The sequence below is a fragment of the Prevotella sp. oral taxon 313 genome (genome assembly GCF_003043935.1).
Lineage (GTDB): Bacteria > Bacteroidota > Bacteroidia > Bacteroidales > Bacteroidaceae > Prevotella > Prevotella jejuni.
On the sequence record NZ_PYXE01000001.1, the window covers coordinates 1,150,617 to 1,167,116 of the forward strand.

Sequence of the window (16,500 nt, forward strand, 5' to 3'; positions counted from 1 at the left end):
CGTCCATAGTAGAATGATAAACGCTACTATGGACGTTTGCTTTTTACTATAAGTTCTGCTGATTACCGCCCAACGCCTTATGGCGTGTTTACCATCTACTCTCATGAAAATAATGAATGTTTGGAGAGGTTACGACCATGAAATAGTATATAAAACAAGGTGAAAACGTAGTCTGTGTGACTCAATCAAATTAAGTGTTCCTACTCATTAAGTGAAGAATACCTATTTTAGAGTATTGCTGAATAACGGTATTTTCTATACCTTTTCACTGTGATTAACAATTAAAGGTATTAATTTCAGGAATTTTAGATGAAGGTAATAAAGCTCATAGCTCTATTGTTATTGTTGGTGATAGGGCAAGGTGTCTGGGCTCAAGAGACGTCAAAAACAACAGAAAACCATATTGTCAGCATCGTTGTTAACGATAAGAACACGAAGGAAAGTGTAATTATGGCTAACTGTTCGCTCGACCCGTTAGGTTCTTTTAATGTGGCTGATATAGATGGAAAAGCACTATTTCAAAAGGTTCCAACGGGAGTGTTCACGCTGAAAGTTAGTTATGTGGGTTATGAAACCTATACAACAACGTTCAAAGTAGAGAAAGATTTAACCATTAATGTTCAGCTTGTTCCAACCTCTTTGGCATTAAAGGAGGTTGTTGTGACGGCAAAGCAGAACGCATCTGGTGCTTCTACGTCTTCTATCATAGGGCGTCAAGCAATCGACCACTTACAGGCCTCGTCCTTAGCCGACGTCATGCAGCTTATTCCAGGTATGCAGATGGGGAATGTGGATATGACTCAGAAGGCTAATCTACAGCTCCGTACGCTACGTAATAATAACACAAGTGCCTTCGGCTCGAGCATTGTTGTGGATGGTGTTCCTATCTCTAACAATGGCCAAGTGACGCAGGGACAATTCTCTTCTACGGCCTTTACAGGTACTGACCTACGTCAGATAGCTGCCGACAACATAGATAATGTAGAGGTGATACGCGGTATTCCTTCTGCTGAATACGGTGATCTGACAAGCGGTCTTGTGGTAGTTCACTCTAAGATGGGTGTCACACCGTGGCAGATAAAGGCTAAGGTAAATCCTGCAATGACGAATGCTTCGTTGACAAAGGGCTTCTCTTTGAACAAGGCAGGTATAATGAATGTAAACTTAGACTACGCTAAGGCGTGGGGTGACCCACGTCAGAAGACACGCAGTTATGACCGTTATACTTTCAATTTGGGGTATAGTTATGATCTAAGTAAGCGTTGGCACACAGAGACAAAACTCCGTTTGTTGTCTTCACAAGACTGGTCGGGCAATGATCCTGATGCTATTCAAGATGGTACGGAAACCAAGAATAAGACTATAACGGTTGGTCTGACGCATAATGGTCGTATCTCTGTTGATAAGCTTTTTATGCGTTCGCTCAATTATACCTTAGGTCTTAGCTATGGCGGAACAGACAATGTACAAACGTCATTCGTACCAGTTAGCACTGGTCTACTTCCTATTCTAACTTCAAGAGAGACAGGTTATTTCAACGTACCATGGATGACTCAATCGTATAAAGCTACTGGAAGAACAGAGAGCAGACTCGGTAATCTGTTTGCAAAGATTAATGACAGCTTCTATTTCAAGGCTGGAAAGACCCGTCAGAGTTTTAAGGTTGGTGTGGAATACCGCTACGATTGGAACAGTGGAAAGGGTTATTACAACGATAATGATTTGTTACCATTACAGCCAAACAGCAATGGTCGTCCACGTGCCTTTAGTGATGTACCTGGTTTACATCAGTTTGCTACCTACGCAGAGGATAACTTCTTTTGGAATATCAATAAGGTTAATAGGTTCAGAGCGAACTTTGGTCTTCGCTTCACAGCCATGCAGCCCTTCAGTGATGTAGCTACAACAGCACTTTCACCACGTCTGAATCTTTCGTTGAGCATTACTCCTTGGCTTGATATCCATGGTGGAATAGGTATGAACTCTAAGACTCCAGGACTTGCTTATCTGTATCCTGACACGAAGTATGACGACCGTGTGGCTGCTAACTATTTCCCTCAGAGCGACCCAACGGCGCAGTTGCTGGTCTATCACACGCAGGCCTACAAGGTAGACTACTCTAAGAACCTAAGGAATGCGACAACTACAAAGGTCGAGTTAGGCGTTGACTTCAAGTTGAAAGGTGGTCGTCGTCTGAGTATTCTTGCTTATCGTGACCGTACACCGAATGGTTTTGAGTCCTTAGGTGAGTTCTTTGTCTATCCTTATAGTATCTTTACGCAGGCGCAGGGACTGAATATAACACCCGGACAAGCTACCACTATTGATTATACCAACCCTTATCGTACCTTTAATGGCTATATGACAACGGGTGCAGTTGGTAATACAAACACCTCTATTAATAAGGGTTTAGAGTTCGACTTTGAGCTTGGTGAGATTCGTCCTTTGCATACATCACTCTTCTTCAGTGGCGCATATTCAGAGACAAAGACCTATTCTACAGGGCGCAATACAGAAGCAGTAAAGGCAGCATTATTGCCAACGTCTTATTCAAGTTATAGTGTTACACCATTTAGAGTAGTCTATCCTTCAGGACAAGACTACGAGAACTATCGTCGTTTCCTCAATACATTGCGTGTCGTAACGAATATTCCAGCACTCAAGATGGTGGCTTCGTTTACAGCTCAGGCAATTTGGTATGACTGGCATACGTCCTTTAAAGCAAATAAGAATCCAATAGGTTACTTTGGTGCAGACCTTATTGAGCATCCTATAACAGCGGACATGATGTCAGGATTCTTGGGTATGGACGGTCAGTATTATGCCTCTCGTCCAACAGGAATAGATGTTGTTGCAATCAATGACCTTACTGTCCGTGTCAGCGACAATAAGCCTTCAAAGTCGCCAATAGAATGGAACTTGCAAGGAAGACTTACCAAACAGCTTAGTAACTTTGGCGGTCTTTCCCTTTATGTGAACAATATGATTTATTATGAGCCATACCTAACAGGCAACAACTCACTAACGTTAAGCCAGCGCAACACGGGTAAGTTTAGTTTTGGTGTAGAGCTTTATGTTAATTTGTAACGATATGAAAGCAATAAAGTATTTATTTTCAATCCTCACAGTAGCGCTTGTTTTTAGTTCTTGTGTAGATTATTCGGATGCCTCAGAGGCTGTAACAGCTAAGGTACAACTCCAACTTCCCGATGAGTTGAATGGTCATGTGACATTAGAAGGGCATACCGTTTCCCTCCAATTGAATGGTGTTACCTATTCTGCACACACGGACGCTGCGGGCGTGGCAACCTTCTCTAATATTGTTCCTGATGTCTATAACATCTCGACTTCATGGGATATAACGTCGTCAGAGTATAATAGGATTACAGGAAGTAGTCAGGTAATTAATGGCGCAACAGTATCAGGTAGTTTGAATTCACAACTTATCAATGGTTCAGAACCTTTGCTCCTCACGACCACTCTCTCTGTAAAACGAGACATAGTCATCAGTAAGATATATGCTGCTGGGTCTAAGGATAAAAACAATAAACGATATGTTGCAGGTCAGTATATAGAACTTTATAATCAATCTAACGACTCTGTGGATGTAGCCGGACTATATATCGGACTGCTTGAGACCGATGTTCCACAGGCTTATACCCTCGATAACCTCAAGACAAACTATGCTGATTCGGTTGTATTGGTCAAGCAGGTGTTCCGTATTCCTACTGATAAGCATTATATGGTGGCTCCTGGAGGAACCGTACTCTTGGTGAATAGTGCTGTAGACCATAGTCTTAACAGTCCGATGGAACATAGTCTCTTGAAAGCAGACTTTGAGGCAAAGGACGTGAAAGGGAAGATGTTAAACAACCCAGAGGTACCTGCTTTGCAGAATGTCTTTAATATTTATTCGGGCATTTCATACATGAATATCCTCACAACAGGCCAAGGGGTGGTGATATTCCGCACTTCTGCAGACATCAGTCAACTGAAACTTACCTACAAGTTTGGTAAGACAAGCGGTGTTCAGTATGGTCTTCTACCTAAGCGATATATTATAGATGGCGTTGATTTCCTTCGTCATAAGGCAACAGGGACGGACGTTGGTGAAAAGCGTCTTTATGGTGATATTGATGCGGGTTATATAAGTATTAATGCCACAGCAGGTCTGTCGGGTGAGGTTGTCTATCGTAAGGTGACTTCTACAACTGCTGCAGGACAAAGCATACTCATGGATACAAACAATAGTTCTAACGATTTTCAAGTGTCAACAACGATAGCACCAAGGACTTTCTAAGGTAGTTTGAATCGTGTCTGAAGGGGTTGAAATGTCGTAAGCCCTTTGCGTATTCAATTCTTTCAGAGACTTTTATCGGTTTTACAAACTATTGTTGTTGCACACACATACATATTAATTATCATCGCTTATGAATACTTCATATTCCTTCTCCACCTTTTCTGCCTTTGTACAATCCTCTTTTCGGAGAGGCTGGGGAAGGCTTTTCTTATTGATGTTTACGCTCCCAACGATGGCACAGACGCCTTCTGACTCTCTTGTGGGCGAGCCTGAATATCGCTATAAGAACCTTACACAACTCTGGCATAACACAAGTAATGCTGCTGGACTCTCTCTTGACGATTCGCCTAATCGTGGCTTTGCCTCCATAGGGTTCAACCATCGTGGTGGCGACTATCATCGTGTGCAGGAGGGGGGAGCAATGAATAACATGCAGTTCTTTACCGAACGCTATCAACGATTGGGTCGATATCTATACAGTTATGGTAAGGTAGACTTCAACCTCGGTCGTACTAAGGACCGTGCCTTTGCCGACCAGTATCGTCCTTACAACTCTAATCCCTACCAGTCGGGTAGTGCCATTGCAGGAAGTTACGACCATCAAGACTTCGATATGGTAGCTTCTGTAGGAACGACAGATTTCTCTGGATGGCGTTTCGGCCTTCAATTAAACTATCAGTTGGGCGACCTCTCTCGTCTTCGTGACCCTCGTTCACGTTCACAGTTGCTTGACTACCGCTTGACTCCGTCCATTTCTTACACGATGGGTGGGCATACGCTGGGCTTATCGGGCTATTACGACCGTCGTAAAGAGAAGATGGGATCATTAGTAACAGTGCAGAGTGATGCCACACTTACCTATTATCTCTTCTCTGGAATGGAGTATGCAACGGGGACAATAGGCGGTTATTCGAGCTTTAATAGGGAGTGGGTGAACCACCAAGTGGGTGCAGCTATGGATTACGGATACCGGTCTGATAGCTTCCATACGCTGAATAGCTTTGGTATTAGTCGTGGAGAGGAGTATGCATACGGTACGTATAAATACGAACCGGGCAGATACTTCACCTATTTATATAATGTACAGTCGCAAAACAGATTGCTTACTGGGAGCGTGTTACACCAAGTTGACGTCTGTATGGAGTGGCAACAAGGCTATGCAGATGAGTATCGTCAACAGTTGATTATCAAGAATGACCCACAGATAGGGACAACGTCTTACACATACGAGAAGCAGTTGGAGTTTCGTAAACGCTATCAGGTGCGTACGTTCGATTGCGCTTTCCGCTATCGTGCCAACTTCCTCAACGATGCTCCCTCACGTCTTCTTCAACAGGCAACGGCCTCCCTCAAAGGTTATACGGGCTTATCAATAGATACGCACAAGGCTGGCAATCGGCATCTTCTACCGTTGTCATCATCTGATTATAGCCGTATTAATTTTCAGTTGGAGAATGGTATCTCATTGTTCAAACAGCATCTTACGGCAGATCTGACACTTGGGTATAGTGTTTCTACACGTGCCGACCTTCAATTAGCAGATGACACTTCAGTTCTTGCACAGCGTGTTTTACTAAAAGACCTACCTTATTATGATGCCAACCTATTTCATGGACGTTTGCAGGTGATGTATCAGTTCCCTCTAACTATTAAGAAGTCACGTGCTATGTGGTTTGTGAAAGCGTTCGGTGACTTTACTTCTGCTAACTCCGCTGGGCATCCTAATCTATATAATGTAGGTTTTAGTGTGGGTTTGTTTAATTGATATTATGATATAGGGAAGCATAATTCCTAATTCAAAGGATAGATTATAAAATCTCTGTGATGGGGTAGTCTTTCCCTTCTATCACTATCTTCTCTGGTGTGACTCGGTAATTATGCCACTTCCAACGGACGAGAGGATGGGGGAGGGACGACCTTCCCATGCTATCGAAATCGTTTTTACTCCATACAGTGAAAGGAACTATAGGGGAGTAAAAAAACATTACATGGTATCGTGCAATGTCCCTTCAAAATAGAAGTGTGATATAGTGTGTAATTAAGTTTATAACCATCAAACTATCAACGTGTTATATTTAGCGTTGAAGAAGACGCCTTTCTTGCCTCAAGAAGGGCGTTTTCTATGTCCAAGAAAGGCATGTTCTTGAAGATTGTTAGGCCTCTTCTTTCACCTTAAAGGGCGTGTACTACCTTCAAGAGGAGTGAAAAAAGTTGACATAAAGGTAAAGAAAAGCTCTCTTCTCTACCCCTCTGCTCGAGTGAAAGTAGGTGTCTAACGAGATAAAGTATGCTGTAGGTTTATGGGTTATAAACAATGGAAAATAGTTACTCTAACCATTAACACCCAACATTCAACACCCAACACCCATCAGTTATTAGCCTTTGCACGACGAAAAGAAATAAATAGGAACGCTTATTTCTTATGCTTACAAGCAGGACAGATAGACTCGTCCTTGTTAAGTTTCTCGTAGTGTTCCTTACGCTTAGGGTTCATAGGAAACCAACCTTTGACCACACGCTTCTCTTGAGAAAAGAGTTCGCCAATGCCCCAAAGGAAGGAAGCTCCAAGCACACCGAGCAATGCTGACCAGAAAAGACTTTGTATAAAAAGAGCAGAAACACAGCAAGTAAGACCCGCTAAGAGCCAGATCCACCACGGTTTTGTACCAAAATAATACTCTGTCTTTATGACTAATGGATGACAAAGTCCGATGATAAGAAACGTGCACACGGCCAGTAGAATACCTTGAAAATTCAATTCCATTTCAAATAAGTTTAAGAATAGATTTAATTGTAAGTATATGAGAAATGCTAATAAACATGATATTCTTAGCAAACTCCAATTATTATAGGTGCAAAAATACAAAAAAAACTCTATCTAAAAGAGGCTTTCTCAGAATTATTGAGTACATTTGCAGATATAAGTCATAAATGAGAAAATACTTAAATTATGAACAATAACCAAACACTCATCGCTCAATGCGAAGAGAAAGCACGGCAGTGGTTGGCTCCTGCTTTCGATGACAAAACTCGTTCAGCCGTTGAGGCTATGATTAACAACGAAGATAAGGCTGACCTCATAGAGTCATTCTATAAGGACTTAGAGTTCGGTACAGGTGGTCTTCGTGGTATTATGGGCGCTGGCTCTAATCGTATGAATATCTATACTGTGGGTATGGCAACTCAAGGCTTTGCTAATTACTTGAAGATTAACTTCAAGGATATGAAGCAGATTAGCGTCGTTGTTTGCCATGACTGCCGTAACAACTCTCGTCTCTTTGCTGAGACAGTTGCTAATATCTTCTCTGCTAATGGTATAAAGGTCTACCTCTTCGACGATCTTCGCCCTACTCCAGAATGTTCTTTTGCTATTCGTCATTTGAAAGCACAAGCTGGTGTGAACATTACAGCAAGTCATAACCCACGTGAATACAATGGTTACAAGGCTTACTGGGAGGATGGTGCACAGGTACTTGCGCCCCATGACAAGGGAATCATTGATGAAGTGAACAAGGTTAAGGTCGAAGATGTTAAGTTCGAAGGTAATAAAGCACTGATAGAGATTATCGGCGAAGAGATTGATAAGATTTATCTTGATAAGGTAAAGACCATCAGTATTGACCCGCAGGTCATTAAGAATCAGCATGACCTTAAGATTGTCTATACTCCGCTACATGGTGCTGGTCGCGTAATTATTCCACGTGCGTTGGCTTCATGGGGCTTTGACAATGTTCATTGTGTGAAGGAACAGATGGTGAAAGATGGTAACTTCCCTACTGTCGACCGTCCAAACCCAGAGATAGCAGAGGCTTTGACACTCGGTTTGCGTGATGCGAAGGCTCTCGATGCTGATATCTTGATGGCGTCTGACCCAGATGCTGACCGTGTAGGTATGGCTTGTAAGAATAGTGATGGCGAATGGGTACTGATTAATGGTAACCAGACTTGCTTGATCTTCTTATGGTATATCATTACTAATCGTCAGGCTGTGGGCAAGATGAAGCCAACAGACTTTATCGTAAAGACCATTGTTACTACAGAGGTAATCCGTAAGATTGCAGAGAAACAGCACGTAGAGATGCGTGATTGCTACACTGGTTTCAAGTGGATTGCACGTGAGATTGCACTCTCTGAGGGTAAGCAGCAGTATATTGGCGGTGGTGAGGAAAGCTATGGTTTCCTTGCAGAAGACTTCGTACGTGATAAGGATGCTGTAAGTGCTTGTGCTTTGTTGGCAGAGATTTGTGCGTATGCAAAGGATCATGGTAAGACTTTGTATGATATTCTTATGGATATTTATATGGAGTATGGTTACAGCCATGAGTTCACAATCAATGTGGAGCGTCCTGGTAAGAGCGGTGCTGACGAGATTCAGCAGATGATGAAGAACTTCCGTTCTAATCCTCCTAAGGAACTTGGCGGTAGTGTCATCGATGTTTACAAGGACTTCCAGAGCCTTGAGCTAACGAAGGCTGACGGTTCTAAGGAGAAGATGGATATGCCTGATACAAGCAATGTTCTCCAGTGGTTCTGCACTGATGGCACTAAGGTGAGCGTTCGTCCATCAGGTACTGAACCAAAGATTAAGTTCTATCTTGAGATAAAGGATACAATGAACTCTGCTTCTGATTTCCCTGCTTGCGAGCAGCGTGCTTGTGAAAAGATTGAAGCTATCAAGAAGAGCTTGGGTTTGTAATAGTCTATTTTTAGCCTTTGATAATATTTGCGAGGGCTTGATATTATAGTTAAAGCAGGAGTCTCTATAAAGTTTTATTTGTGGAAACTCCTGCTTTTTATTGTTTTATGCCTTCTTGTATATAATTCATTGGATAGCTTTCTGTCTCTTTTAGTGGGCTACGCTATTTGATATTTTAACCTTTCAAGTCATAGATTATTTAGTCTCTTGTATATGGAAAAGAGTGATATAATTTCAATTATTCAAGATAATGATATTTCTGAATATTATTCCTTGAAGCATTTAGGTATTGAAGGTTATGCTTTCCCAGAACAAGAAGCACTTAAAATAGTGCAAATATGCAAACTTTTATTGATTCCAATCTTAGGTGGTGATGTATATAGTTTGACTGATTCTACAATAGAGGACTTAGATGATAGTTGGTATTATGATAGAACTCCAAATGAGTCATATTACAATTACGTGCAAAACAGTTGTAATAGATCTGAATCTTACATAAGGGCTTACAAAAGTCATTCTTGTGATAAACCTTTATTTTCCTTGGTCATAGAAGAACAATTAAAATAATCGAATACTTTTAGAAAAGGTAGTGCAGTTTTTTGTTGATTAGGTGGTTCAGGCACAGTTCCTGTTCCTCTTTGAATCGTTGGTGGTATAGATAGTGATTACTATGGAGGAGAAGTTGGGAGGTAGCTCTCTGATACTATTTTTGATATTTCTGTACATATAAAACCTTGCATACCCTTTTTAAGACGAGTAAAGTTTTATGTTGGTATTGGTAAGAATAAAAGCAAGTATTATATAATATCTATAAATCTGCGTTTGTTAGATATGAATTATTTTGTAGAACTATTATATTCTCTATATTGTGTAGAAAGATGAAGTTATCGCATCCCGGTGTGGCCACTTTTCTAATAGACGGCTCATAGGGTGTTTTCCCATAGTTTTAAATTTGCTGTCATATCTGTCATTCGTTTCATGAACTTAACTTGTTAGCTTACAGTATAGTTACATGAAATGTTAAAAATGACAGCAAATGAATTTTAAACTTTTCTTGTAATAATACGTAATTACGGCTGTCTCTTTTCATGAGTAGCGTGTTATCCTTTCTTATCTGAATTTATCAGTCAATAAGAATGACAAAAGAGCATAAAAAAAAGGTGTTTAGTCTGCTGTTGACTAAACACCTTTTGAATATTAACTAAGTCTCTTTTGAATGTTCATTAGAGCTTAATGAGAAATCATGTAGACTTTAATTTATCTCCAAAGACGGACTTATGATGATATAGATCACAAGTGTGGAGAGATATAACTCCCACTCTTAGCTGTTATTCTGTTGGTAGAATATCAAATTTCAGTTTATCATTATCTTTCTCTTTTGATATCTTGATGGTGTCACCAGCCTTGATTTCGCCAGAGAGAATGAGTTCACTTAATCCATCCTCGATGTGATTTTGGATAGCACGCTTCAATGGACGCGCACCAAATTGTACATCATATCCCTTCGTTGCCACATACTCCTTGGCTTCATCTGTTATCTCCATCTCGTAGCCCAGTTCATGCACACGCTTGAACAAACCCTTGAGTTCAATGTTGATAATCTTCTTGATAGCCTCGAGGTCGAGTTGGTCGAAGGTGATAATCTCATCCAAACGGTTGAGAAACTCTGGTGCGAACTGTTTGCTAAGACTCTTTTGAATGATAGCACGAGCACGCTCCTTGTCACCTTCATTCTGTGATAAGCCATTCAGATTAGTTGCTTTGAAACCAACACCCTGCCCGAACTCCTTCAGTTGACGTGTACCAGCGTTGGATGTCATAATGATGACAGTATTGCGGAAATCTATCAATCGACCGTTACCATCAGTTAATCTACCTTCATCAAGTACCTGTAAAAGCATGTTGAACACGTTGCCATGTGCCTTCTCTATCTCATCGAGTAGGACGATAGAGTAGGGATGATGACGCACTTTCTCGGTTAACTGTCCTCCTTCATCATATCCTACGTATCCTGGAGGAGCACCAACAAGGCGTGAGGTGTTGAAACTCTCCGTATATTCACTCATGTCAATACGTATCAAGGCATCGGCTGATCCAAACATCATCTCAGCAAGGCGTTTGGCAAGATAAGTCTTACCTACACCAGTTGGACCTAAGAACATAAACGCACCGATAGGGTGATTAGGATCCTTTAAGCCAACACGATTACGCTGAATAGCCTTAACCATCTTGTCGATAGCAGCATCTTGAGCAATGACAACCTGCTTGAGATCGTCATTCATGTTCTTTAATCGGATGCCTTCGGCCTCTTGCATGCGCTGAACAGGGACACCAGTTATCATAGAGACAACATCAGCAATGGCATCTTCTCCAATCTCAATCTTATCTTCGGTGTCGCCATTTTGCCATCTTTCCTGCTCATCCTTCAATTTTTGTTCAAGTTCCGTTTGTTTATCACGGAAGCTTGCAGCAAGTTCGAAGTTCTGATTCTTTACAGCAGCCTGCTTCTTCTCCTGTGCTATTTCAATCTCTTTCTGAATGTCGAGGATAGACTGTGGTACCTTAACATGCTGTAAATGAACACGTGAACCAACCTCGTCGATAATATCTATCGCCTTGTCTGGGAATGAGCGATCGGTGATATATCTCTCAGCATACTTAACACAAGCTTTCAAAGCGTCCTCTGTGTAGCGTACATGATGGTGGCCTTCATAACGATCCTTAATATTCTCAAGAATCTGAAGAGTCTCTTCTGCCGTTGTTGGTTCGACCAAAACCTTTTGGAAACGACGCTCTAAGGCTCCATCTTTCTCAATTGACTTACGGTATTCATCAAGTGTCGTAGCACCGATACACTGTATTGTACCTCTTGCCAAGGCTGGCTTCAAGATATTAGCAGCGTCCATAGAGCCTGGAGAAGAGCCTGCCCCGATAAGCGTGTGAATCTCATCAATGAAGATGATGATGTCTGGGTTCTGCTCAATTTCCTTTATCAATGCACGGATACGTTCCTCAAACTGACCACGATACTTGGTACCTGCAACTACAGCTGTTAGGTCGAGTGTGATGACTCGTTTGTCGAAAAGGATAGGAGAGGTGAGATGCTTTACAATAAGTTGTGCTAAGCCTTCTACAATAGCACTCTTTCCAACACCTGGTTCACCGATAAGGATTGGGTTATTCTTCTTCCTTCTACCAAGGATCTCACTAACGCGCATAATCTCTTTCTCTCTTCCTACAACAGGATCGAGCTTCCCCTCTGCTGCAGCCTGAGTGAGGTCGGTACCGAAACTATCGAGTACTGGCGTCTTAGACTTTGTTCGTGAGCTTTGTGTTGTCTTTGTGTTACCACCATTATTAGATGACGACGACATCATGTCATCATCCATTTCTTCCTCATCAGCCATCCCTATACCGTCTTTTGGCTGGTTTGCACGTTGTTGTAACATTGATATTGCGTTGTTATAATTGAATCCACTGTCTTCCAAAACTACCTTTGCACCATTGTTAGATGAGTCATGTAGGATGGCAAGGAATAGATGTAGAATATCTACAGTCTCAGCATGTTGCATACGAGCTTCGAGTACAGCTAACTTTAAAATGTTATTAGCTTGCTCGTCCAAAATAATGTCTGGTATTGAAACCGTAGTATCAATGGATTTCTCTTGAACCTTCTTTTCTATCTCTCTCTTTATATTGTCTATATCAACCTTCCATTTACTGAATAGTTCCCAAACTGGTCCTGACTTTTCTCGTAGGATAGCAAGCATGATATGTTCGGGAGTTACCGACTTACTCGTCAGTCTCTCTGCTTCCTCTCTACTGAATGAAAGAACCTCAGAAACCTTTGGTGAAAATTGATTCATCATATCCTAACCTTTCTTTTTTTGCTTGTTTCTGTGGACAACATGTCCTCTTTTAGTTGGTCATTACAAACAAATGTTGTGCCAAAAACATAAGAATCGAACGTACATCTATATTGTAAGTTCGATTCTATATGTATATTTTATGTTATAGTGCTTCGTCGTCTGGCTTCTGAAGTCTTACCTTCACAGGTCGTCTCAGGTTCTTTTTCTTACGAAGCCACCTCTCTTTACGCTGCTCATATTCCTCACGATGTCGTTCCAAATAGTTATCTGCCATTGAACTTACCGTATATTATCGAAATCTGAATATTCTTGCCTGTAGATGTGTTACCCAAGAGCTTTGTACTTGATAGGCCCATATCATTAGAGACCTTGGTAATAACAGTTTTTTTACTGCTACCAGTTCCTTGTGTAACAGACTGTAATTCAACGGGTACTACAACCACCTTTCCCCATGCAGGCATAGTTCTGTTGCGTGAGAAGAGGTTGACAATACCAGATATATTATTGAACTCGTATGCGTTTGTCTTACTATTGTAAGTAGCCATGAATGAGGTCTTATTATCTGGTAAACGGTTATTTGCAAAGAACGATTGCAGACTGTCTGCAGGTACCATCACGACATTGTGTGGTATTCCGAATTGATAGTCAGAAGTTGAACTGTTGTTTATTCGGTGAAGGACAACCTTTGCCGTATTGATAGAATCACTCGTATGTCCTGCCATAATGTCAGACATTGGCAACGTCAACTTTGTAAATAAGCCTGCAGGAGTCTTGAGATAAGTATGTCCTGACTCGTTGGCTAATTGTTGCAACTTGGTGTTATCATTAGAGAAATTAGTCAATTGAAGTACCTCCTCAGTACTTACAAAGTTAGTAGATATCTCTGATACCTTACCATTCTGCTTATTTTTGAAATAGATGTTCAGCTGTGCAAGCTGGATGTGAGCCATTGAACCAGAGCCACCATCTACCTTAAAGTAGAATCCTGGACAAATCTCATGTAAGAAGCGATAAGGGTTACGGAATGCAGATGGGTCTTGCTGATACTTGCGTAGCAGGTAAGTTCCATAGTTATTGTACGTTACTCCTTTCTTATCCTTATACTGTTTATTCAGACGGACAATGATGTTTCTGTTATAGTTTCTTCTATTTCTTATGCTATCAGCTTCCGTATAATCCGTTAGAGTAAAGGAACGTTTCTCTGCTATACCACCTTGTGCAGCTGGTCGGATATAGCCTTGTGCCTCTGGATCAAAGTCAGAGTAATAGCTCTCTCCCTCCTTAACAGGCTTTGAAAGCTCGTATGCCGTCATTTTCATCTGGCTAAGAGAGTCGCCATAGTAGGTGCTATAATACAATCTTATATCGCAAGAGTCAGCAATAATCTCATTGTTAGCATCACGACTCATGATAGAGTCTTTCGCTGGTAACTCATAATTACTCAGTACATGAAACTGTGACATAAGGTTACCCGTAACAGTTGTCATTGTCTCAGGGTCAACCATTCTACCCAGATATCCAGTTGATGAACGAGCAATAACTCGTCCTGCAACCATTGTTTCAGAGGCTACGCTGAATGTGTCTGCTGTTATAGAGAGCTTGTCGCCATTGTCAATTAGTGAGTCGCCGATGGTATTTGTGGTATCATCGCATGATATCATGCCGATACAAGCTGCTAGCATACAAGCTGCAATAATCTTCCTTCTCATTTAGAATATCGTATTTGTAATAATCTAAGTATCTCAGAATAGCTTGTTATAGAATTCTGAATATTTCTCTTTAAGCTCAGTGTCATCAATAGGATGTTCTAATAACTGCTTATCATTACTCTTTGCATAATTAATAAGGTCAGTATGTACTCCATCACTGGTTCCAATAACACCATCCGAATAATCGATAGCTAACTTACCTAACTCCTTAAAATCAAAGTTATCACCATACTCCTTTAAGTACTTAGCCTTTGCATCTCGGAACTCAAGACAATGCTTAAAGTTTGTCCCTAAGCTATCTTGTGGTTGTTCAGCAAAGAGTGAGGTTACAACTTTAGAGTTGGCAAACTGTGGTTCATCTTTGTAAGCTGTCTTTACATAAAATGGGATTACAGATGACATCCATCCTTGGCAGTGGATTACATCAGGTGTCCATCTAAGTTTCTTAACAGTCTCAAGAACTCCTCTTGCGAAGAAGATGGCACGCTCACCATTATCAGGGTAGTCATTTCCTAATTCGTCCTTTGTCATAGCTGGGCGTTTTTGGAAATAGTCTTCATTATCAATGAAATAAACCTGTATACGTGTCTGCGGAATACTTGCCACCTTGATAATCAATGGATGGTCGGTATCGTCTATAATCAAGTTCATACCTGAAAGGCGAATAACCTCATGCAACTGCCCTCTACGTTCGTTGATATTTCCCCATCTTGGCATGAAAGTGCGAATTTCGAATCCCGCTTCTTGCATGATGTGTGGCATTTCAGCGCCATAAGAAGACATCTCTGTTTTTGGCACATAGGGCATGATTTCTTGATTAACAAATAATACTTTTTTTCCCATTCTTATCTTATCATTTTTGTTTTCGCAACTATAATAAGTATGCGCCAAGAATGTATAAACTCCAAGGCGCAACTTATTGGGTGCAAAGTTACTAAAAAAAACTGATAATACAGTTGCTTTCTTCTGAAAACAAATAAAAAGTTAGAGCACATTGAGATTATTTAATTAAAATCTCGTCTATTTAATTATTTTGTTGTTACTTTGCATTGTCAAAAACTATAATGATTGATGAAAGTTATTCAAAAGATTGTTGAACTTCAGAACGAACTATTCTCTTACCGTAAGAACAATAAGACGATTGGCTTAGTTCCTACGATGGGGGCGTTGCATGCTGGGCATGCTTCACTTGTGAAACAAAGTGTCAAGGAGAATGATGTAACGGTCGTTTCAGTTTTTCTTAATCCTACCCAATTTAATGATAAAGGTGACTTAGAACGTTATCCTCGTACGTTAGAGGCTGATTGCCAGCTTCTTGAAGCGTGTGGTGCAGACTATGTATTTGCTCCAACAGTTGAAGAGATTTATCCAAAACCAGATAATCGTCAATTTGAGTTCTCGCCCCAGTCTACAGTGATGGAGGGTGCAAAGCGTCCTGGTCATTTCAATGGTGTTTGCCAAGTTGTCAGTAGATTGTTTTATATTGTTCGTCCTGATAGGGCTTACTTTGGTGAGAAAGATTGGCAACAGATAGCTGTCATTAAGCGACTTGTCGACTTTATCGGTATGAAGGACAGTATTACTATTGTGGATTGTCCAATCGTACGTGAGCAGGATGGCTTAGCTATGAGTTCTCGTAACATGCTATTGACAGCTGATGAACGGGAGATAGCACCGAAGATATATGAGGCCTTGCGCAAGAGTGTTGATTACTCTCAGTCGCATAGTGTTGCTGAGACGCAAGAGAAGGTCGTTAATGAGATTAATGCAGTTGACGGACTTGAGGTTGAATATTTTGAGATTGTAGATGGCAACACACTCCTTAAAGTAAATACATGGGAGGATTATGTTGTTGGTTGTATTACGGTTTATTGTGGTCATACGCCAATCCGCCTTATTGACCACATAAAATACAGAGGATAATAA

General features: G+C 41.0%; 11 protein-coding genes. 6 read left to right on the forward strand and 5 right to left on the reverse strand.

Translation table 11 applies throughout. From position 1 onward, the window contains the following. The first annotated feature begins 309 nt into the window (after positions 1-309). From AXF23_RS04440 to AXF23_RS04450, 3 genes are all read left to right on the forward strand, one after another. Positions 310-3,087, forward strand: a complete 2,778-nt coding sequence (locus tag AXF23_RS04440; protein WP_107624442.1) for a TonB-dependent receptor — start codon at positions 310-312, stop codon at positions 3,085-3,087. Positions 3,088-3,091: 4 nt separating this feature from the next. Next, positions 3,092-4,300, forward strand: a complete 1,209-nt coding sequence (locus AXF23_RS04445; protein ID WP_107625796.1) for a DUF4876 domain-containing protein — start codon at positions 3,092-3,094, stop codon at positions 4,298-4,300. Positions 4,301-4,430: 130 nt separating this feature from the next. Then, positions 4,431-6,065 (forward strand): DUF6850 family outer membrane beta-barrel protein, encoded by a 1,635-nt coding sequence (locus tag AXF23_RS04450; RefSeq protein ID WP_107624443.1) that lies wholly within the window; start codon positions 4,431-4,433, stop codon positions 6,063-6,065. Between the two features lie 648 nt (positions 6,066-6,713). On the opposite strand, the gene AXF23_RS04455 is transcribed toward AXF23_RS04450, so the two are convergent. Then, complete coding sequence (locus AXF23_RS04455; protein ID WP_089366804.1) at positions 6,714-7,064, reverse strand: DUF4491 family protein; 351 nt, start codon at positions 7,062-7,064, stop codon at positions 6,714-6,716. Positions 7,065-7,250: 186 nt separating this feature from the next. On the opposite strand from AXF23_RS04455, the gene AXF23_RS04460 reads away from it, so the two are divergent. Both AXF23_RS04460 and imm40 read left to right on the forward strand, forming a co-directional pair. Beyond that, a complete protein-coding gene (locus tag AXF23_RS04460; RefSeq protein ID WP_107624444.1) occupies positions 7,251-8,996 on the forward strand; it encodes a phospho-sugar mutase in 1,746 nt (581 codons plus the stop codon). Positions 8,997-9,209: 213 nt separating this feature from the next. Beyond that, entirely contained in the window at positions 9,210-9,563 is a 354-nt protein-coding gene (imm40, locus tag AXF23_RS04465; protein ID WP_107624445.1) for an Imm40 family immunity protein, read from the forward strand. A gap of 761 nt (positions 9,564-10,324) precedes the next feature. Here imm40 and AXF23_RS04470 read toward each other — a convergent pair. The 4 genes from AXF23_RS04470 to AXF23_RS04485 form a co-directional block, all read right to left on the reverse strand. Further along, positions 10,325-12,865 carry an ATP-dependent Clp protease ATP-binding subunit gene (locus AXF23_RS04470; RefSeq protein ID WP_107624446.1) on the reverse strand — a complete coding sequence of 847 codons (2,541 nt, stop codon included), beginning with the start codon at positions 12,863-12,865 and terminating at the stop codon, positions 10,325-10,327. A gap of 142 nt (positions 12,866-13,007) precedes the next feature. Then, entirely contained in the window at positions 13,008-13,139 is a 132-nt protein-coding gene (locus AXF23_RS04475; RefSeq protein WP_009010577.1) for a hypothetical protein, read from the reverse strand. Beyond that, the gene (locus AXF23_RS04480) at positions 13,129-14,574 is read right to left on the reverse strand and encodes a DUF4270 domain-containing protein (RefSeq protein WP_107624447.1); all 1,446 of its coding nucleotides are present in this window, start codon (positions 14,572-14,574) and stop codon (positions 13,129-13,131) included. The genes AXF23_RS04475 and AXF23_RS04480 overlap by 11 nt, the downstream gene beginning before the upstream one ends. A 33-nt stretch (positions 14,575-14,607) precedes the next feature. After that, on the reverse strand, positions 14,608-15,417 hold the full coding sequence (locus AXF23_RS04485; protein WP_089366810.1) for a glycogen/starch synthase: 810 nt from the start codon (positions 15,415-15,417) through the stop codon (positions 14,608-14,610). Between the two features lie 228 nt (positions 15,418-15,645). On the opposite strand from AXF23_RS04485, the gene panC reads away from it, so the two are divergent. Continuing rightward, a complete protein-coding gene (gene panC / locus AXF23_RS04490; protein WP_107624448.1) occupies positions 15,646-16,497 on the forward strand; it encodes a pantoate--beta-alanine ligase in 852 nt (283 codons plus the stop codon). Positions 16,498-16,500 lie beyond the last annotated feature (3 nt).